Genomic DNA, 19,783 nt, shown 5'->3' on the forward strand with positions numbered 1-19,783 from the left:
AAGGATGCCGCCCGTTAGACAGGGGTTACAGGGATGTACCCTCTGTCTAACAAGGGATTTTGCCTACTTTGATCCTTCAAAGTAGGAAAACGCCTATACATAACGTATTTGATTTAACCTTTAATTCGAGGCAGTGTTGCAAGATAAAATCAATATTCTTGCTTACACAATTATAAGGAGTCCAACATGAGTGGACATCAAGGTCATGATCACAGCCATGCCGCTGTAACTGAAGGCAATATAAAAAAACTCACAATCGCGCTTATTCTGACATCAACGTTTTTAGTTGTAGAAGTGATTGCCGGTTTAATCACACAAAGTTTAGCGCTGTTGTCCGATGCTGCACATATGTTTACAGATGCTGCTGCACTGGCGATTGCTTTGGCTGCGATCCAAATCGCAAAACGACCAGCAGATAATAAACGCACTTTTGGTTATCAGCGTTTTGAAATTCTCGCGGCATTATTTAATGCCTGTATGCTGTTTTTTGTTGCGATGTATATTTTGTATGAAGCCTATCAGCGTTTTACTCAACCACCTGAAATTAATAGTTTAGGTATGCTGATTGTGGCATCACTGGGTTTAGTGGTGAATCTGATCTCGATGAAAATGTTGATGTCCAGTGCTTCAGAGAGTTTAAATATCAAAGGTGCATATCTAGAAGTACTCAGTGATGCTTTGGGATCAGTCGGCGTTATTGTGGGTGCAATCGTGATTTATTACACCAATTGGTATTGGGTTGATACGATTATTGCGGTTGCAATTGGATTCTGGGTACTTCCGAGAACATGGATTTTATTGAAGCAGAGTATCAATATCTTATTGGAAGGCGTACCTGAAGAAATCGATATTGAAAAATTAAGGAATGATTTATTGGCATTGGATGGCGTTGAAAGTATTCATCAACTTAAGGTGTGGGCGATTACGTCTAAAAATATTCATCTGACGGTCCATCTATTTGCACCTCATGCCGATCGTAATCAATTACATCGAGCAGCCACTGAAATGTTGGCACATCAACATGAAATCAGGGAAATGACGATACAAATCGAAGATGATGCAGAAATGAATTGTGAGCACACACATCAACATGATGCCAAATCTGATACAGATCATTCACATCAGCATTAAGCTGATGTGAATTTTTGACGGTGCTTAGTTGTGCCAGTCATGACCACAGTCACGGCATTTCCAATGTTTTTGTGCTTGCATGAAAGCTTGCATTGAAATTTTAAAATCTGGTAGATCACGCCAAAATAAACCACCTGCAATCACACAGATCACAAATACTACAATCGTTGTGATTTGGAGTCCTTGACCTGCACCATTACCAAAAATCCACATGGCAATACTAATCAGTACCAAGATCAGTAAAATAAAAATAGCAGGAACCAAAAGAACTAAGCTTTTTGGCACGTTAGGGCGTGGACTATTTGCACCCTGACTAGCAGGCATTATTTTTACGCTTTGACATTTAGGACAACGGTATTGCATAGATTTTTCCTATTGTGTTTTGAGTAGTTTAGCGAAAAAACCGCAAAAGCTAAAATCTAGAAATGTTTAAATCGTCAAATTTAGATGATCGAAAGGTGGGAGAATTGCTCAAGTCTTTATTTCACTATTTTAGACCCACCTGCATCTCGTCTAAACATGGTCGCTAATCGACATGAACTCATGCTAAGTTGAAGCTAAATTGGCTGAATAGTGCGCAAGGAAAGGCATGTTACCGACCAAAATTCTCAAATTACGTTTGGCACGGATTGCCAAAGGAAAAGCACATCTTTCCACACAAGACAAACTCATGTTAGTCACTCTGGAAAGCCCAGATCTGAGTGCTCACTTTATTTTACGTTTATTTAAAATGTCATTGCCAAAGCAATGGAAATTTAAACATGAGACAGCAGAAGACATCTTGTACTCAACGCAATTGATCGAACTGATCGAGACAGAGTTGATCGCTGCTTATGAAATGCATGCACGGAAATATGCTTGGTATGAACAGTGCTTGATGTATCTCTTGAACTTCGTGGTATTACATCCTACACAGCAGCAAATCAATGTTTATCTACGACAGTTGGATCAGTGCTTAGATCAAGCACCTAAAATTGATTTATTAATGTATTTTCAGCAGCATTATCCCAGCACCCAACATGCGATTGCTTTGGCAAAATCTTATGCTGGTGCTGAGCAATATACTCAGGCAATCGAACAATATGAATGGGCAATGCAACATGCAACTCAACCCAATGAAGTGGCTTTTTTTGCTTATGTAAATTGTTTGATTCAACGGCAACAACAATATCGAGCTGATGTGAGTGATGTGGCTTATGCGATTGATTTGCTATGTCGCTATAGAAAGCCAATTGATCAAAAAGCCTATCGGAAATCTATTCAAAATGCAGTCACCGCATTTTTACCTTCTTCAATTCTTCGAGGCCGCGCAATAGAAACGCATGTGTTGGCAGATGTCGGACGCAGTTTAAATGCTTTAGGGAAATCGATGGGAGGAATATTGGGGGGTAGAAATGTCGATATTTCCTATTGCCAGCAGGTGGTTGAGAGTGCACCACAATTATTAATGGATTCACCTATTGTAGAAAGTTTAGTTCAATCTGATCTCATGCAAGTTGCAATGCAGCGCCTATGTGGATCATCATCAATTGAGCAAACGGTCTCGACACATCTTTTAGGTAATTTATGGCTATTGCTCAGTCAAAAGAATCAAGCACTTTCATTAGTCACTCAATCATTACGCAGCAATCAACTACATGAGTTGCTGAATGATCGTCAGCTTAAGACAACTTCGTCATTGGAACTTGGTGACATTCAAACTATTCTTGATCAAGGCTTAGTGGCTTATCTAGGCGATGCTCGACTTGATAAGCATCATCCTGAGCGGTCTATATTGTATGCGCAGCGTGATGAGTTGGTTGCGGAAATGATTGGGTTAGCGATTTGGTTTCAACAAACCATTCTCTATCCGTTCGCTGACCAACAAGCTCGACAATTGCAGGAAATGCAAAAACATTTGGGTGAGCAATTGAATGATATGACTTTATCCAGTGGATTGTTTGCTTATCAATACGAGAAGCAACAACGAGCACAGGATTTATGTGTTTGGTTACAACGGAAATTGGACAAAGGCACAGAGTTCGAAAAAATACAGGCTGCATGGGTGAGTCTAAGGGAGTTAAGACATTTTCATTTGGATGAAGTGCAAGAGAAAATCATACAGTTACAGCGAAGTTTAGAGCGCTATAAACAGCTTCGTTTAAAACAGATTGTTATGGTGCAGCCATCTACCGATATGTCTTTTGCACGTGAAAATGGTGATGATTAGATTGAATGAGAAACCTAGTGTTGAGTGATTAAAAAATTGATGTTGTGCAACAAAAATAAGCAAATCGCTTTCTGTTGCATGCTAATCTAGAAAGAAAGATTCGAACTGTTCAAAAAGTGAATCGTCACGGATAACAAATGAACGAGTAAGAAAGGGAAGAGGGAGAGCATCTTGAATCGACAAGATGATAAAAAGGCAATGTTTGATATTATGCCTGCCGACACAGCATCATCTGATGAGAAACCATCATTGTCACGTCGTCTAATTAATAAAACGCTACAACACGCACAGGATGCGGTAGAGTTTGCCAGTGATACATCTCGTAATATCGCAGAGGTGGCTGATGCAGCATTAGATGCTTTAGATCACGTCACGCATCATACTAAACGTGGTGTAGAGGGGGTACGAAACTCTGTGCGCGGTATGGTGACTGAAACCAGTGAAGCAGCACGTCAAGTTGCATTGAGTATGGCTCGTGCTTCGTTAGGGCGAAGCAGCCTAACCTTGTATCTTCCCGAAATGTTACTCAATAATCAGATTAGAAAGCGGATTGATCGCAGTGAGATCGATGATATTAAAGTCGAGTGTGGAAATGATCGCTTTCACATTGAATTGGATGGGCATTATCATCGTTTCTTGTACCGTTTATCACTTGAGTTTAATGTCTTGGAGTGTCGTATCGGTCAAGAAAAATATCTGCGATTGCGTCAGGTTGACGAACATCTAGATCTACAAGTTCGTCATGGCGGTACACTCACCAACTGGGCAACACGGCGAGTTGGTAATATCAGTTTTGATCTGATTAATTCATTGCCGATACCTTTCCTGATTAATCATTTGATTCGTGATGTTCCCGGGATTCAAAAAGAAGGTCATCGTATTTGGTATATTGATCTTGAGGAAGCAGGCTTTATTGACTTTATTAATAATCGTTCATGGATGGTTGATAAATTATTAAATCTAACTGATTTTAGTATTTTACCTGGTTTGAATATTTTGCAAGAAAGTCGTGAGTTAGTACAACAGTTGGTTGATCAGTTTGAAATTCGTGGATTACGTGTTCAATCAGGACGTTTAGAAGTGCAAGTCGGTATTGGTGTCGAATAGCAAATACAACATATAGATAGAAAAAAGCCACTGTCATGCAGTGGCTTTTTTAGAATTTGGCGTCCCTACGGGGATTCGAACCCCGGTTACCGCCGTGAAAGGGCGATGTCCTAGGCCTCTAGACGATAGGGACTTATATGAGGCATACATCTGAAACTATAAATTGGCGTCCCTACGGGGATTCGAACCCCGGTTACCGCCGTGAAAGGGCGATGTCCTAGGCCTCTAGACGATAGGGACGTTTCAGAGGTGGGCGTATATTAGGGTGAATTAGGTAGGGTGTCAAACACTTTTCCGCATAAAATTTAAAAAAACAGAATGAATGTCTAAAAATAAAACATATTGAGGAATAAATAATCAAAAATAAGCAGTTATATATAAATTTTCTGATCATAATGATTTTATGAAGATATAAAAAAATGCAGACTAAGCTGCATTTTTTTATAGGTGAGTATTATGTGCGATCACGATAGAACATGTAATAGCTCACATAACATCCTGCGATAAAGATTAAACAAGCAATAAAGCCAGCATGCATTTCTGGATCTGCTGCCATACTTAAACCTGTGATTAAGCAGAAAACAAAGCCTAAGATCGGAACAATTGGAAATAATGGTGCTGCGAACTTTAGATCTTTTGCCGTATAGCCTGCTTTGTACCATTGTCGTCTAAAATTAAACTGACTCCAACAAATACACATCCATACAATTACCATCGTAAATGCTGCGACACCTAAGAGATTTTTAAAAATGGTTTCAGGTGCATAGTGCTCTGATAAAAGCCCAGGTATCGCTCCAAACATGGTGACAATAAGTGCGATGATTGGTGTGCCGCCTTTAGATAGCTTTGAGAAAATGCTTGGTAATTGACGTTGATCAGATAAGGACCACATCATACGCGAAGCAGCATAGAGTCCTGAGTTTGCTGCAGAAAGTAACGCCGTAATAATCACGAAACGAATGATATCATCTGCATATGGGATACCAATATAATTAAATACCGTGACGAACGGGCTGCTACTAACGCCTTCACCGCCCAAGCCTGCGATTTCAAAAGGCAATAAGGCGCTAATGACGATAATGGTACCCACAAAGAAGATTAATAAGCGCCAGATCGCTGCATTAATTGCTTTAGGAACATTTACAGCTGGATTTTTAGTTTCACCCGCAGCGACCCCAATCAACTCTGTACCAGAGAAGGCAAAGTTAACAATCAGCATTGTGGTGAAAATTGGAATGAGACCTTGAGGAAACCAGCCATGTGAGGTCAAGTTATGAAACAACGGAGCTGACTCTTTGCCCTCAAAGGGAATTAGACCAAAAATGGCTAGCAATCCTAGAATAATAAAGGCAATGACAGTCACGACTTTGACTAAGGCTAACCAAAATTCAGATTCAGCAAAGATACGAGTGGAGCTGAGATTGAGTCCGAAAATGGTGACTGCAAAGATAATCGTCCAAATCCACATTGAAATATGGGGAAACCATTCCTGCATTAATAGTGCTGCTGCAGTAAATTCGGTACCTAAGGTTGCAGTCCATGTCAGCCAATAGAGCCATGAGATCATATAACCTGTGCCTGGACCGATATAGTGTTTTGCGTATGTACCAAAAGACCCTGCTACAGGCATATGTACGGCAAGTTCACCGAGACACAACATCACCATATAGGCAATTAAACCACCTAAAATATAGGCAACAATTGCCCCAATTGGTCCTGTTTGGGCGATGACCTCGCCTGAACCTAAGAATAACCCTGTGCCAATCGCACCACCGAGAGATAGCATCACTAAGTGGCGAGTACTCATTGCGCGTTTTAATGTTTGTGGCGCATTTTGATCCTGATGAGTATTTGAGTTGGAAGATTGCATACGACAATTTGTCCAAACATGGAGAAGCGGCTATTTTATGTAAAATTCGGAAATGTGCAATCTGATTAATGGAAAGATTGTGAGAAAAATATAATTATTAGATAAAGAATATGGCGTCCCTACGGGGATTCGAACCCCGGTTACCGCCGTGAAAGGGCGATGTCCTAGGCCTCTAGACGATAGGGACAGATGAGGCGATTTTTGTGCAAAAGCGAATTGCACGTTGTAGAGCTTTACTTGCTAGCGTACAGTATATAAGACATATATGTCGCAAGGCTTTAAATCTTAAGGAAAAGTTTTGCTTTTCTGGTCTTAAAATTTGGTGGAGCCAAGCGGGATCGAACCGCTGACCTCTACAATGCCATTGTAGCGCTCTACCAACTGAGCTATGGCCCCAGTTTGTGTGAGGGCAATATTAGGGGGATTACCCTCACACGTCAATGATTAAATTGAACTAATTTTCACTAGTTGCATCATTTTTCGGCAATTTTAGCGATTCGTTTAGCTTTTCCCAAGCTTTCAATTCTTTCTTGCTTGGAGAGCCTACGATTTCTAAGGCATGGCGTAAACGTGCGAAGGTTAAATCAGGTCCAAGCGTAACCATTGCTTGCATCACAGGGGTTGAACTTGTTGAACCCGCGATTGCAATAAAGAATGCTGGCATGAAATCGCGCAGTTTAATCTCCATTTGATTTGCCAAATCCATTAAGGTCTGACTTACCGTATCGTTATTCCACGTAAACTGACTTTCTAAACGCCAAATCGCAAACTGTAAACTTTGGCGAACTTGCTCTTCAGTTAATTTCTTGCTTTCAAATTGTTCTTTACTGATTTGCGGCATGTGATTGAAGTAAAAACCTGCCCAATTCACAGCTTCAGAGAATAAGTTGATACGAGGCTGTATAGCGGCAGCAATATCTTCAAGGGTTTGGCGATCACTTTTCCATGACAATAGACGATCTAGGAGTTGTCCAGGTGTTAGGCCCTTAATCCACTGACCATTGAGCCAGTTAAGCTTTTCAACATCAAAGATTGGTCCACCCAATGAAACACGTTGTACATCGAAGTTCTCGATCATGTCTTGCAGCGTAAATACTTCACGCTCATCTGGCATTGACCATCCCATACGGCCGAGATAGTTGAGGAGGGCTTCAGGTAAGACACCAATGTCGCGATAGTAATTGATAGAAGTCGGGTTTTTACGCTTAGATAGTTTAGATTTGTCAGGGTTGCGCAACAGTGGCATGTGACAAAGCGTTGGCATATCCCAACCAAAGTATTGATACAGTAATTGATGCTTAGGGGCTGATGGTAACCATTCTTCACCACGTAATACATGTGTGATTTGCATTAAATGATCATCAACGACGTTGGCAAGGTGATAAGTTGGTAGTCCATCCGTCTTTAACAACACTTGCATGTCTACTTGTGCCCATGGAATCTCAACTTCACCACGTAACATATCATTGATTTTGCAGATACCGTCTTCTGGCACTTTCATGCGAATGACATGTGGTTCGCCTGCAGCTAAACGTTGTTGTACTTCTTCTTGTGTGAGTTTAAGGCCGCGACCATCATATTTAGGTGTTTCACCACGAGCTTGTTGTTCCGCCCGCATTTGGTCAAGCTCCTCTGCTGTTGCAAAGCAGTAGAAAGCATGACCTTTTTCAACCAATTCAAGCGCATATTGTTTATAAATTCCCATGCGTTCTGATTGGCGATAAGGCGCATGTAGACCTCCAACATCCGGACCTTCAGACCAGTTTAGACCTAACCAACGTAATGAGTCTAAAATCATTTTTTCAGATTCAGGTGTTGAACGCAGTTGATCCGTATCTTCAATACGTAAAATAAATTCACCACCGTGCTGTTTAGCAAAACATAAATTAAATAATGCAATATAAGCAGTACCTACATGTGGAAAACCTGTAGGAGAGGGAGCAATACGGGTACGAACTTTCATAGGTAAGCAGGACGTTAAATTAGAATTGAAGCTATTATAACGAAAAAGCCTAGTCACGACATGACTAGGCTTGATTTAAACATGCGAAGGGTTACATATTTAAAAATTAAGAATTGTGCGGTTGGAATATCGTCTGTACAAAACGTGAAAAGCGTTCATGTTGACTGGCAAAAAATGTTTGAGTCGGTGTTGTCCGAATTGTATTTAACATTTTGAGCTCATCATCTGTAGATGGTAACATCGCAGTATTGCGTTTTTGTTGGTCAAGTGCCTTCACAATTGGTGATGCAGTTTTTTCCATAGTTTTTAGGTTGTTATTTTCTTTAATTGCGGCAGCATGTCCCATTTGCACAGAACATACTAAAAATAAACTGAGGCATAATGTTTTTTTCATTTCTAATGCTCGCATTGCTAACATCCCCTTCATTAATTGAGTCTAAAAGACTAACTAAGCAAATATAGTATTGCTTTAATAATACGATTCAAACATAAATCTTAATAAAAAAGTAGAACTACGTCACACTTTTTACAAAAATAATAAAATTTATAGCTATTAATACCTACTAACTATAACAGTTCGTCTACTTTGTATACAAGGTGAATTTAGCAAGCAAATGTGTAGAAAACATGGATTGATAGCTTGAATGGTATAAAAAACGGTTTTACCTATGAAAAGTTAAGAATTCTCTACAAAAAGTCGTTTGGTGCTAGCTTAAAACAAGGTGATAATGTGCAGTTACATTTTTAGCTGTTGATTTATCTCTTATGTCGCATATTTCTGTCTTACTTCACGAAACGGTTGATGGCGTATTGGCAGGTCGCGACACGGGTGTTTATGTCGATGCAACCTTTGGTCGTGGTGGTCATACCAAGCTGCTACTCTCTAAGCTTGATCAAAATGCACGTGTTTATGCCTTTGATAAAGACCCACAGGCACTCGAGGTTGCAGCTCAGTTAGAACAAGAAGATCCTCGCTTTAAAATTATCCATGCCAGTTTTGCAGATATTCAAGCTGAATTGGCCAAGATCGGTATTGTTGAAGTTGACGGAATTATGGCAGATCTTGGCGTGTCTTCTCCTCAGCTTGATCAAGCGGAACGTGGTTTTAGCTTTATGCAAGATGGCCCTCTTGATATGCGCATGGATAATTCTCAAGGTCTGACCGCCGCAGAGTGGCTACTTGAAATTGAAGAAGAAAAACTAGCCAATATTATTTACCAATATGGTGAAGAGCGTTATAGCCGACGTATTGCAAAGGCAATTAAGTTGGCTGGTGAAATCACAACTACAGCTCAACTCGCTGAGATTGTTAAAGTAGCTCACCCTAAATGGGAGAAACACAAACACCCAGCAACTCGGACTTTCCAAGCAATTCGCATTGCAATTAACAAAGAACTAGATGATATTGAGATATTTTTGCCGCAAGCTGTAGAATTATTAAAACCAGCAGGACAATTGGCAGTGATTAGCTTCCATTCTCTGGAAGATCGTTTGATCAAACAATTTATTCAAAAAGAATCAAGTTTGGCTGAAGATCACGGCTGGGGCATGCCTCAAGCACAAGTTGATACTCGCCGTTTGAAGAAGGTTTCTCGTATTCGTGCGAGTGAAGCAGAAGTAAAAGCAAATCCTCGTTCACGTAGTGCATGGTTACGTGTGGCGGAGCGTTTAGAGAAAAAAGGCAAATAATGAACAACAAAAATGATGACGAGGTGATAACAAGCAGTAAAACAGGACTTAAAAAAGTGATTGTTTATGCTGCACTCGTTGCACTGGTGTTCACAAGTGCATTAATGGTGGTGTTTCAAGTGTTTGAATACAGACATGATTATCGTGATTTGAGTGCGCAAATGCGTGAAAGAGATGATCTGAATGCAGAGTGGGGACGTTTGTTGATTGAACAGCAAACTTTTGGTGCAACTGCACAAATCGGCTCACGTGCTGTGACCCAACTCCGTATGTTTTCACCGCCTGCATCCCAAACGGTTGTGATTTCTTTACCAACGACTTCAAAGCAAGACAAATAAGGCACGCTGTATGGTAGATAAGCGAAATAAACCAACACGAAAAAAACAGCAATCCATTTCGGCTAAACCAACACTGGCTTTGGATATGTGGCGGTTTTATTTGCTTTGGGGGGCGGTATTATTCTGTTTTATTGTGATTGTTGCACGTGCTTTCTATGTACAGGTTATCAATAAAGATTTTCTCCAGAATAAGGCCAATGCAAATATTCTACGGACAGAGCGCTTAGAGGCAATGCGTGGAGTGATTAGTGATCGCCATGGAGTGCCTTTAGCAATAAGTACGCCGATCATGAAGATCGTGATAGATCCGAGAGACTATTGGGATGCCAAGACCCAATTTGATGAGATTACTGCAGAACTTAAAAAAGATCCGAATAATCGTCGATTAAAACGGCAGTTACCGAATAAAAATCTAAATTTAGATGAATTGGCAGATGTCGTTGGGATTGATCGTAAAACGTTAAAGAAACAAATGGCGGATCGGGCAAGATCTCGTTATTTGGTGTTACAGCGCGAAGTGCCACCACAACAAGCTGACTTGATTCTAAAGCATAACTTCCAAGGAGTTTATACGGAGAAAAGCTATAAACGCTATTATCCACAACCCCAACCGAATGCTCAAATTATTGGCTTGACCAATAGTGAGGGGCGAGGAATTGAAGGCTTGGAAATGCAGTTGAATACCCGTCTTGCGGGTGTAGACGGCGAACAAAAAATTATTCGTGATAAAAAAGGTAATCGTTTAAAAGTTTCTGAGGTTATTAAAGAAGTCGAGTCTGGTGAAAATATTACGCTGAGTATAGATTCACGTCTGCAATACATTATGTATCGAGAGTTAACAGCTGCAGGAGTGGCAAATAATGCACGTTCTGCGACTGCGATTGCTGTTGATGTTAAAACGGGTGAAATCTTGGCGATGACCAGTTGGCCATCTTACAATCCAAATGATAAAGCCGGTTTGAGCAATAAAGATGCGATGCGTAACCGCGGTGCTATCGACATGTTTGAGCCTGGTTCGACCATGAAACCGTTTACGGTTGCCGCGGCATTAGAAAGTGGTCAGTACACTCCGAATTCGATTGTGAATACAGCGCCGGGAACAATGCGGTTAGGCTGGCATACCATTCGTGATACGCATAACTATGGTGCACTGACTTTGACAGGAATTATTGTAAAGTCATCAAACGTTGGTTCTGCCAAGTTAGCATTATCCTTACCTAAGGAGACATTGCCTTCTTTCTTCCGTCGAGCTGGATTTGGTCAACGCTCAGATGTGAAATTTCCTGGTGAAAGTGCAGGCTTACTCTATTCTGCCGATAAATTAAACTCATCACAATTAGGTACGATGGCCTATGGTTATGGTTTGAATGCGACAATTTTGCAGCTTGCACAAGGTTATGCCATGTTGGCAAATCACGGTGTGGAAATGCCGTTGAGTCTACATAAACTTGACCAAGTACCTGAAGGGCGACAGGTACTCGATCCTAAGATCGCAGATCAAGTCTTGATGATGTTGGAACAAGTGACCTTACCAGGTGGAACGGCTAAACAAGCCGTTATTCCGGGTTATCGCGTTGGTGGAAAAACAGGAACAGCACATAAGCTTCGTGCAGACCGTAAAGGTTATTCGAACAGCGAATATCGTGCCTTGTTTGCAGGTGTTGCGCCTGTAAGTGATCCTCGTTTGGCAATGATTGTTGTCGTAGAGAACCCACAAGGTCGTTATTATGGTGGTTTGGTTGCAGCGCCTGTATTTGCCAGAATTATGCAAGAGTCATTGCGGTTACTTAATGTACCTTTAGACAAGCCACTAGATACTTCTATAAAAACCAATCCGTAGGTAAATTATGTCGATTAGTTTTCAACAAATACATCCGATCAGCATAGATGCGGTTTGGTATGCACAACCTTTTCAAGGTTTTTGTCTTGATAGTCGGAAGGTGAAAGCAGGACAAATTTTTATTGCTTTAAATAGTTTTAGTCAACCAGAAAGAACACGCCAATTTGCACAAAATGCTTTGGATGCTGGTGCTCTCACAGTAATCAGTGAAATGGCATTAGGGCTAGAAAATGAGTGGGTTTGTCCTGAAGTACGTTACTTGATGGGGGCATGGCACAAACAATATCTGCAGGCGGTTGATCCAGTGCAGCCTTTAATTGGGGTTGCAGTCACAGGCACTAATGGAAAAACTACGATTTCTCGCCTGATTGCTGAGTTGATTAGCTCACAAGGCAAAGGTTGTGCAGTGATGGGCACTACAGGTAACGGAATTCTGCCCCAATTAACCCCATCCACACATACCACCTTAGATGCTTTGCAACTCCAAGATGCTTTGCATGATTATGCAAAACAAGGTGCAAGATTTGTAGCATTGGAAGCAAGCTCACATGGATTGGAACAAGGTCGTCTGAATGGCTGCGATTTGGAAATAGCAGTTTACAGTAATTTAAGTCGCGATCATCTGGACTATCATGGAACATTAGAAGCTTATGCTGAAGCAAAAGCGTTGCTATTTAAATTCACTACATTAAAGGTTGTTGTGATTAATTTAGATGATGCTTATGCAACACTCATGTTAGATGCGGCTAAAGCCAATCCATCTCGACCGAAGATTCTAACTTATTCTTTAACTCAGGCGATGGCTGATTATTATATTGGCGATTTAGAATATCGTTTAAGCGGTGCGAATTTTACCTTGCTTGCACCAACGGGGTCGTATTCAGTTCAAAGTCCATTGCTTGGGCATTTTAATGTTGAAAATTTATTGGCAAGTTTGATTGCTGCTGAGAGTGCAGGATTCAACTTGGCGGATTTAGTTGAGTTTGTACCACAACTTCAGGGTGCACCTGGTCGTATGCAAGTGATTCAAGATGCAAATCGCTTGTTTGTGGTGGACTATGCACATACGCCTGATGCTTTGATTCAAGTACTAACAACATTGAAGCGTCATGTTACAGGACAACTTTGGGTCGTATTTGGTTGTGGTGGTGACCGTGATCGTGGTAAGCGTCCATTGATGACACAAGCAGCACTTGAGCATGCGAATCCTGTTGTTTTGACTTCAGACAACCCTCGAACTGAGAATCCTACACAGATTTTTGCTGACATGAAGCAGGGTGTTAATTTCGCTGAGCATGTTGTGCATGAAATTCATGATCGTAGAGAAGCAATTAAATTTGTCGTTGCTCAAGCTCAAGCGGGTGACATTGTGGTGATTGCAGGAAAGGGGCATGAAAACTATCAGGAAATTGATGGCGTGCGTCATTGGTTTGATGATGTGGTTGAGGTCCAGGCTGCGATTGCTGCTCAGTCACACTCTGTAGATTCTGCTTATTCTGCACAATAGCGTTAAAAGGTAAATAAAAACCATGCATACCTCAACAACCAGTACTGTTCCATTAGAAGCGTGGACAGCAGAACAGTTACAACAAGCGACTCAAGGGGAATGGTTTCAGCAGAATCTTCCGAAGGGTGAAATTAAACGCATTCTAACGGATTCACGTCATGCGGAAATGGGCGATGCGTTTCTCGCCTTAAAAGGCGAGCGTTTTGATGCACATGATTTTGTTGTGCAAGTTGCAGCTCAAGGATGTCAGGTTGTTATTGTAGAGCGCCCAATAATAAATGCAGACATTGCACAATTGATTGTTAAAGATACTCGAGTTGCCTTAGGTCACCTAGGGGCGTATCGCCGTCAACAAAATCAGCAGTTGAAAGTCATCGCTTTGACCGGAAGTAGTGGGAAAACCACCACTAAAGAGATGTTGGGCAGTATATTGTCTCGTTTAGCGCCGACCTTAATTACACGAGGTAACCTGAATAATGATTTGGGTGTGCCGATGATGTTGCTTGAACTCCGCCCAGAGCACCAATTTGCTGTAATGGAGTTGGGTGCGAATCACCAAGGTGAGATTGATTATACGTCTAATTTAGTCCAGCCACATGTTGCAGGAATTTTGAATATTGGAACTGCCCATTTGGGTGAGTTTGGTGGGCGTGATGGAATTTGTCGTGCTAAGTCCGAAATTTATGCACATATCCTACCTGACGGGACTGCAATTGTTCCTTCAGATGATGATTTCACCACCACTATTCGTCAAAATGCAGGCAATCATCCAATCCTGAGTTTTGGTGAGGGTGGTGATGTGTACGCAACGGAGATTCAGCTGAATCCGCAGTCTGCACAATTTAACCTACATACGCCAGAAGGTTCGAGAGCAGTCAACCTGCCATTTGCTGGTGCACATAATGTGCAGAATGCAACGGCAGCAACTGCCTTTGCATTAGCGATTGGTATACCTTTGGATGATATTGTTCAAGGTTTGGAGCAAGCACAAGGGGCCAAAGGGCGTTTGAACTTTATTCAACATCAAAATCATCTTTTTATTGATGATACTTATAATGCGAATCCAACCTCAATGCGCGCCGCAGCAAAGGTCTTACTACAACAGCAGGGCTTAAAAGTCATGGTGATGGGGGATATTGGGGAGTTGGGTGAGAGCAGTTGGCAAGAACACCATGATTTGGGGCGTGATTTGATTTCATTCCCCCTAGATCATTTGGTTGTGGTTGGTGAATTTGCAGAAGCAGCTCAACAAGGCGCTGAACGTGCAGAAAATTTACATGCATTTGCAACACAGGCAGACGCTTTACCGTTTTTAATTAATTTAGTCCAAACACATCAACCCCAGTCAATGAGTTTCCTATTTAAAGGGTCTCGTTATACCCATATGGAAACGTTGATGGCTGATTTGATGGAGAAAATTTAAATGTTGCTATGGTTGTTTGAGCAATTGGCGGGTTATAACAGCTCGTTCCAAGTTGTTCGTTATTTAACATTACGTTCTTTGTTGAGTGTATTGACTGCGTTGATGATCGGATTATTTCTTGGGCCGATAATGATTCGTAAATTACAAGCATTAAAATATGGTCAAGCAGTCAGCTCTTTTGCGCCTGAAAACCATGCCAAGAAAATGGGGACACCTACGATGGGAGGGATTTTGATCTTACTCTCAATCGGGATTAGTACCTTGCTATGGGCTGACCTATCAAATCCTTATGTTTGGATTGTGTTAGGCGTGATGGTGGTGTTCGGTGCAGTCGGTTGGGCCGATGACTGGATCAAAATTCGCTATAAAGATAATGCAGGGTTACCTGCTCGCAAAAAGTTCTTTTGGACGTCACTGGCTGCGCTTGGCGCAGGTGTAGCACTTTATGTGATTGCAAAACAACAGGATAGTGCTGTACATACGGCAAACATGTTAGATTTGTTGATTCCATTCTTTAAGAATCTTTCAATTCCACTTTCTGCAATTCCATTTGGTTTGGCATTTATTGCTTTTACTTACTTGGTGATCAATGGTGCTTCGAATGCGGTTAATCTAACTGATGGATTAGATGGCTTAGCGATTATGCCAATTGTGATGGTTGCTGCTGGTCTGGGGGTATTTGCTTATTTATCGGGTGATATTCGCTTTGCAAATTATCTGCATATTCCTTATGTGAAATATACATCTGAGCTGGTAGTAATCTGTTCGGCAATGGTGGGTGCTGGTTTGGCATTCCTTTGGTACAATGCCCACCCTGCGCAGGTTTTCATGGGAGATGTTGGTGCTTTAGCATTGGGTGCAATGTTGGGTACCATTGCGGTCATGGTGCGTCAGGAAATTGTATTTGCAATTATGGGCGGTGTTTTCGTCATGGAAGCAATTTCTGTTTTCTTACAGATTGGCTCATTGCGTATGCGAAATAAGCGTGTGTTCTTAATGGCACCTTTGCATCATCACTATGAAAAACAAGGTTGGAAAGAAACGCAGGTTGTTATCCGTTTTTGGATTATTACGATTTTCTTAGTGGTTTTAGGATTAATGACCTTAAAATTACGTTAAGCCACGATTCAAAGAAAGAAGCTGGTGAAAATACCAGCTTTTTTTATGTTTGGAGGAAATGAATGAGTTTATTGATGTGTCCAGTATGTCGCCAAGCTCTACACTTGGTAGAACATACATGGCGATGTGAGAGTGGTCATAGCTATGATGTGGCTAAACAAGGTTATGTTAATTTACATGTGGTGCAACATAAGCACAGTAAAACACCTGGGGATACACCTGAGTCGGTATTGGCACGTCGAGAATTTTTACAAGCAGGATTTTATCAGCCCTTACAGCATGCTGTGGTTGCATTGTTACAGCAACTACAACCTAAATCAGTCTTAGATATTGGTTGTGGTGAAGGGTATTATACGAGTGCAATGCAAATGTGCACAGAGCGGTGTATTGGGGTGGATATTGCCAAAACAGCCATACAGCGTGCAGCCAAGTTAAATTCGAATATTACTTGGGCTGTCGGTACAGGAGCAACCTTACCTGTACAAGATCATGCTATTGATGTATGTACTAGCTTATTTAGTCCAATTCCTCAAAATGAAATTGTTCGTGTGCTAAGGGAGCAGGGGCATCTCATTGTCGTTACACCAGCGCCAAGACATTTATACGAATTGCGTGAAGCCTTGTTTGAACAGGTCACCTTACATGAACCTCAGAAATTTGTGGAACAGTTGGCGGTGCAGTTTAATCTAACACAATCACAATGCATTGAAGCCCCCATGCTTTTAGATCAATATGCATTAAAAAACTTAATTGCAATGACACCTTATGCTTATAAAGCAAATCCTGAGCGACGTATGAAGCTAGAGCAAGCACAGCAATTTGCTGTCACTGCTGCTTTTCAGATTTATGTATTTGAGAAAAATAAAAAGCCATCAATTTGATGGCTTTTTGACATTGAGCTGTGTAGCTATTGAATTTGATTAATTAAATTTTCAATACCATCACGCTCTCTTTGAGGTGCTGTATTTTGAGTTGTTGACCCCATGTTGGGTGGAGCCTTGCGTGTTGGAGTGATCGGTTGCTCTGTGTTGGAGTTTGTTTCAGATAAGTCTGAAAAATCACGTTGAGCAGATGATGGCGGTGCAGGAGGCGCAGGGCGATAAAGTGGGCGAGCCAATGGTGGAGAGGCACGGTACTCTTTGCGATCTTGATTCTGCTGAACCTGTAATTGATCATGCGAGATTGGATCTTTCGCATCCTTATCTAGTTTTACCCATGCAGAAGGCGTATCTTTTAGGGCGTTTGCCATAAAGTTTGTCCAAATTGGAAGCGCAGCTACCCCACCATATTCTCTACGACCGAGTGTACGAGGTTGATCGAATCCAACCCATGCAATGGCTACAAGATTGCCATTAAAACCAGCAAACCAAGCATCTTTAGCATCGTTGGTTGTACCTGTTTTACCACCTAAATCATCACGTCCTATTTTTAAAGCTGCACGTCCAGTACCGTGTTGAATAACATCACGCAAGATGTTCGCCATATCATAGGCAGAGCTAGATTTTATAATGCGTTGTGCTTGACGGTAATCACTGCTGTTTTTAATTGGTTGCTCTGGCTGATTTGTGTTTTCAACAGTTTCAGAAGCAGCGGCAGTCTGTTCTAAACTTTGATTGGTAATCTCGGTAACATGAGTTTGTTGTTCATCGGCTGTATCGGTTTGCTTTGTTTTGATTGCAGCGTTTTTACTTATACATGGGATGCAAGCATATTCGGGTTTGGCTGTGTAAATTACTTTACCAGTAACATCTTCAATGCGTTGAATAAAATGGGGTTGGATGCGGTAACCACCATTGGCAAAAGTTGCATAACCTGTTGCCATTTGAACAGGGAGTACCTGTGGTGTACCTAGGGCAATCGTATAGTTACGAGGAATTTGATCGTCTTGAAGTCCGAAATCCATGAATAACTGACGTGTGCGTTCGATCCCAACATTTTGTAGTAAGCGCACTGAAACTGTATTTCGAGATAGGTATAACGCACGTCGTAATGGAATCATGCCAAGATAGCGCCCATCAGAGTTTCTTGGTGACCATTTTCCAATGGTAATGGGGCTGTCATTGACCATGCTATATGGAGTCATACCACGCTCTAAGGCAAGTGCATACACAAAAGGTTTGATTGTTGAGCCTGGTTGACGCCACCCTTGGATGGCACGGTTAAATTTAGAATGATAAAAGTTATATCCTCCAACAACAGCTTCTATTGCGCCATCATTTGGATTTAACGCAATCAATTGTCCTTGAACTTTAGGAATTTGGGTTAAAGCCCAAGCTGTTTTATCTTTGTTTGGACGTAAGCGAACAATATCTTTTACTTTAACAATTTGTGAGGCATTTGATGGCGCACCACCTACACTATTGACATTACGATAAGGGCGAACCCATGACATGCCTGACCAATTTACAGTAACAGTCGATCCGTCTTGTAATAAGGCTTCAAAAGAGTTGTTATTTACCTTGGTCACTTGCGCTGGAACTGTATTGGCAAAGGCCATAAATTGGTTCAGTGGTTGATCATGTGCTTCTGGACCACGCCAACCATGACGTCGATCATATGCTTCTAATCCATCTTGGAGTGCTTGCTCAGCATAACGTTGGCGGTTGCTATCAATAGTCGTATAGACTTTATAGCCAGAATCGATAGCTTGTTCACCAAAATGTTTTACTAATTCAGAACGAACCATTTCACCGACATAAGGAAAGACATTGGTTACAGACCGATCAACCATATTTAAGTTGATTGGTTCCGCGACAGCTTTTTGATATTGGGATTGGTTGATGTAGCCGAGTTGCAACATGCGACCAAGAATCCAGTTACGGCGTTCAAGTGCACGTTGAGGATTGGCAACAGGATTATATCGAGAAGGAGCCTTTGGTAATCCTGCGATCATCGCCATTTGCGCAGTGCTCAACTCATTAATTTCTTTGTTGTAATAGATGCGAGCTGCAGCAGCAATACCATAGGCATTTTTACCCAAAAAGATTTTGTTTACATAAGAACTCAAAATCTCTTGCTTGGTTAATTTCTGCTCAATTTTGCGTGCAAGAAAGACTTCTGTCAGCTTGCGTCGAAGCGTTCGCTCTGGACTTAAATAATAATTTTTCGCTACCTGCATGGTGATCGTTGAACCACCTGTTTGAACATCAGAACCAGTAATTGACTCGGTTATCGCTCTCCCGAGGCCTTTAAAACTGATACCACTATGCTCAAAAAATGATGAATCTTCAGCAGCCAAGAATGCATGAATAAAGGTGGGTGGAATTTGTTCATATTCAACAGGAATAGAAAGGTTTCCGCCATATTCTGCAATCAACTGATTATCTGCTGTGTAGACCTGCAATGGTTTTATGAGAGGCGCCTTTTTTAGTGAACTCATATCAGGCAAAGAAGGTGCCAGATAGAGATACATGCCATAAAATCCCATTGGAAGTGAGACTAAGATAATAATCAGGATCAAAAAAAATGGGCGAACAATACCAGAACTGGATAGCTTTTTCATAATAAGTAAGTTTTAATAAGAGCGAATGGCAAACTAATTGTGGTCAGTATATCCTTTAGACATGCGGATTGTTAGATGAGATATT

At 41.3% G+C, this 19,783-nt stretch carries 15 protein-coding genes and 4 tRNA genes; 10 read left to right on the top strand and 9 right to left on the bottom strand.

Features of this window, described 5'->3' with window-relative positions; translation table 11 throughout:
- The first annotated feature begins 186 nt into the window (after positions 1-186).
- Positions 187-1,131, top strand: a complete 945-nt coding sequence (locus tag F2A31_RS01215; protein WP_005087053.1) for a cation diffusion facilitator family transporter — start codon at positions 187-189, stop codon at positions 1,129-1,131.
- A gap of 24 nt (positions 1,132-1,155) precedes the next feature.
- Here F2A31_RS01215 and F2A31_RS01220 read toward each other — a convergent pair whose 3' ends face one another.
- Positions 1,156-1,494, bottom strand: a complete 339-nt coding sequence (locus F2A31_RS01220) for a hypothetical protein (RefSeq protein ID WP_004641358.1) — start codon at positions 1,492-1,494, stop codon at positions 1,156-1,158.
- Between the two features lie 226 nt (positions 1,495-1,720).
- On the opposite strand from F2A31_RS01220, the gene F2A31_RS01225 reads away from it, so the two are divergent.
- Together F2A31_RS01225 and F2A31_RS01230 are read left to right on the top strand one after the other, a co-directional pair.
- The gene (locus F2A31_RS01225) at positions 1,721-3,340 is read left to right on the top strand and encodes a hypothetical protein (RefSeq protein WP_150024837.1); all 1,620 of its coding nucleotides are present in this window, start codon (positions 1,721-1,723) and stop codon (positions 3,338-3,340) included.
- 171 nt (positions 3,341-3,511) lie between these two features.
- A complete protein-coding gene (locus tag F2A31_RS01230) occupies positions 3,512-4,447 on the top strand; it encodes a hypothetical protein (protein ID WP_150024838.1) in 936 nt (311 codons plus the stop codon).
- 57 nt (positions 4,448-4,504) lie between these two features.
- On the opposite strand, the gene F2A31_RS01235 is transcribed toward F2A31_RS01230, so the two are convergent.
- The 7 genes from F2A31_RS01235 to F2A31_RS01265 form a co-directional block, all read right to left on the bottom strand.
- Positions 4,505-4,580: transfer RNA gene (locus F2A31_RS01235), tRNA-Glu, on the bottom strand.
- Positions 4,581-4,611: 31 nt separating this feature from the next.
- Positions 4,612-4,687, bottom strand: a tRNA-Glu gene (locus F2A31_RS01240).
- Positions 4,688-4,901: 214 nt separating this feature from the next.
- Positions 4,902-6,317, bottom strand: coding sequence for an amino acid permease (locus F2A31_RS01245; protein ID WP_150024839.1), 1,416 nt, complete (start codon positions 6,315-6,317; stop codon positions 4,902-4,904).
- 111 nt (positions 6,318-6,428) lie between these two features.
- Positions 6,429-6,504: transfer RNA gene (locus F2A31_RS01250), tRNA-Glu, on the bottom strand.
- A 133-nt stretch (positions 6,505-6,637) separates the two neighbouring features.
- A tRNA-Ala gene (locus F2A31_RS01255) sits at positions 6,638-6,713 on the bottom strand.
- A gap of 58 nt (positions 6,714-6,771) precedes the next feature.
- Positions 6,772-8,280, bottom strand: a complete 1,509-nt coding sequence (gltX, locus tag F2A31_RS01260; RefSeq protein WP_150024840.1) for a glutamate--tRNA ligase — start codon at positions 8,278-8,280, stop codon at positions 6,772-6,774.
- A gap of 106 nt (positions 8,281-8,386) precedes the next feature.
- Positions 8,387-8,626, bottom strand: a complete 240-nt coding sequence (locus F2A31_RS01265; RefSeq protein WP_407643272.1) for a DUF4179 domain-containing protein — start codon at positions 8,624-8,626, stop codon at positions 8,387-8,389.
- A gap of 419 nt (positions 8,627-9,045) precedes the next feature.
- Between F2A31_RS01265 and rsmH the strand changes: the two genes are divergently transcribed.
- The 7 genes from rsmH to F2A31_RS01300 all read left to right on the top strand — a co-directional run bounded on the left by rsmH (position 9,046) and on the right by F2A31_RS01300 (position 17,077).
- Complete coding sequence (rsmH, locus tag F2A31_RS01270) at positions 9,046-9,969, top strand: 16S rRNA (cytosine(1402)-N(4))-methyltransferase RsmH (RefSeq protein ID WP_150024842.1); 924 nt, start codon at positions 9,046-9,048, stop codon at positions 9,967-9,969.
- Entirely contained in the window at positions 9,969-10,307 is a 339-nt protein-coding gene (gene ftsL / locus F2A31_RS01275) for a cell division protein FtsL (protein ID WP_150024843.1), read from the top strand. Before rsmH ends, ftsL begins: the two co-directional genes overlap by 1 nt.
- Positions 10,308-10,317: 10 nt before the next feature.
- Positions 10,318-12,147 (top strand): penicillin-binding protein PBP3, encoded by a 1,830-nt coding sequence (gene ftsI, locus F2A31_RS01280; RefSeq protein WP_150024844.1) that lies wholly within the window; start codon positions 10,318-10,320, stop codon positions 12,145-12,147.
- Between the two features lie 7 nt (positions 12,148-12,154).
- Positions 12,155-13,654 (top strand): UDP-N-acetylmuramoyl-L-alanyl-D-glutamate--2,6-diaminopimelate ligase, encoded by a 1,500-nt coding sequence (locus F2A31_RS01285; protein WP_150024845.1) that lies wholly within the window; start codon positions 12,155-12,157, stop codon positions 13,652-13,654.
- A gap of 22 nt (positions 13,655-13,676) precedes the next feature.
- The gene (locus tag F2A31_RS01290) at positions 13,677-15,077 is read left to right on the top strand and encodes a UDP-N-acetylmuramoyl-tripeptide--D-alanyl-D-alanine ligase (RefSeq protein WP_150024846.1); all 1,401 of its coding nucleotides are present in this window, start codon (positions 13,677-13,679) and stop codon (positions 15,075-15,077) included.
- Positions 15,078-16,196 (top strand): phospho-N-acetylmuramoyl-pentapeptide-transferase, encoded by a 1,119-nt coding sequence (gene mraY / locus F2A31_RS01295; protein ID WP_150024847.1) that lies wholly within the window; start codon positions 15,078-15,080, stop codon positions 16,194-16,196.
- Positions 16,197-16,258: 62 nt separating this feature from the next.
- Complete coding sequence (locus F2A31_RS01300) at positions 16,259-17,077, top strand: putative RNA methyltransferase (protein WP_150024848.1); 819 nt, start codon at positions 16,259-16,261, stop codon at positions 17,075-17,077.
- A 26-nt stretch (positions 17,078-17,103) separates the two neighbouring features.
- On the opposite strand, the gene ponA is transcribed toward F2A31_RS01300, so the two are convergent.
- Entirely contained in the window at positions 17,104-19,698 is a 2,595-nt protein-coding gene (gene ponA / locus F2A31_RS01305; RefSeq protein ID WP_150024849.1) for a penicillin-binding protein PBP1a, read from the bottom strand.
- Between the last annotated feature and the right edge of the window lie 85 nt (positions 19,699-19,783).

The sequence above is a fragment of the Acinetobacter suaedae genome (assembly GCF_008630915.1).
Lineage (GTDB): Bacteria > Pseudomonadota > Gammaproteobacteria > Pseudomonadales > Moraxellaceae > Acinetobacter > Acinetobacter suaedae.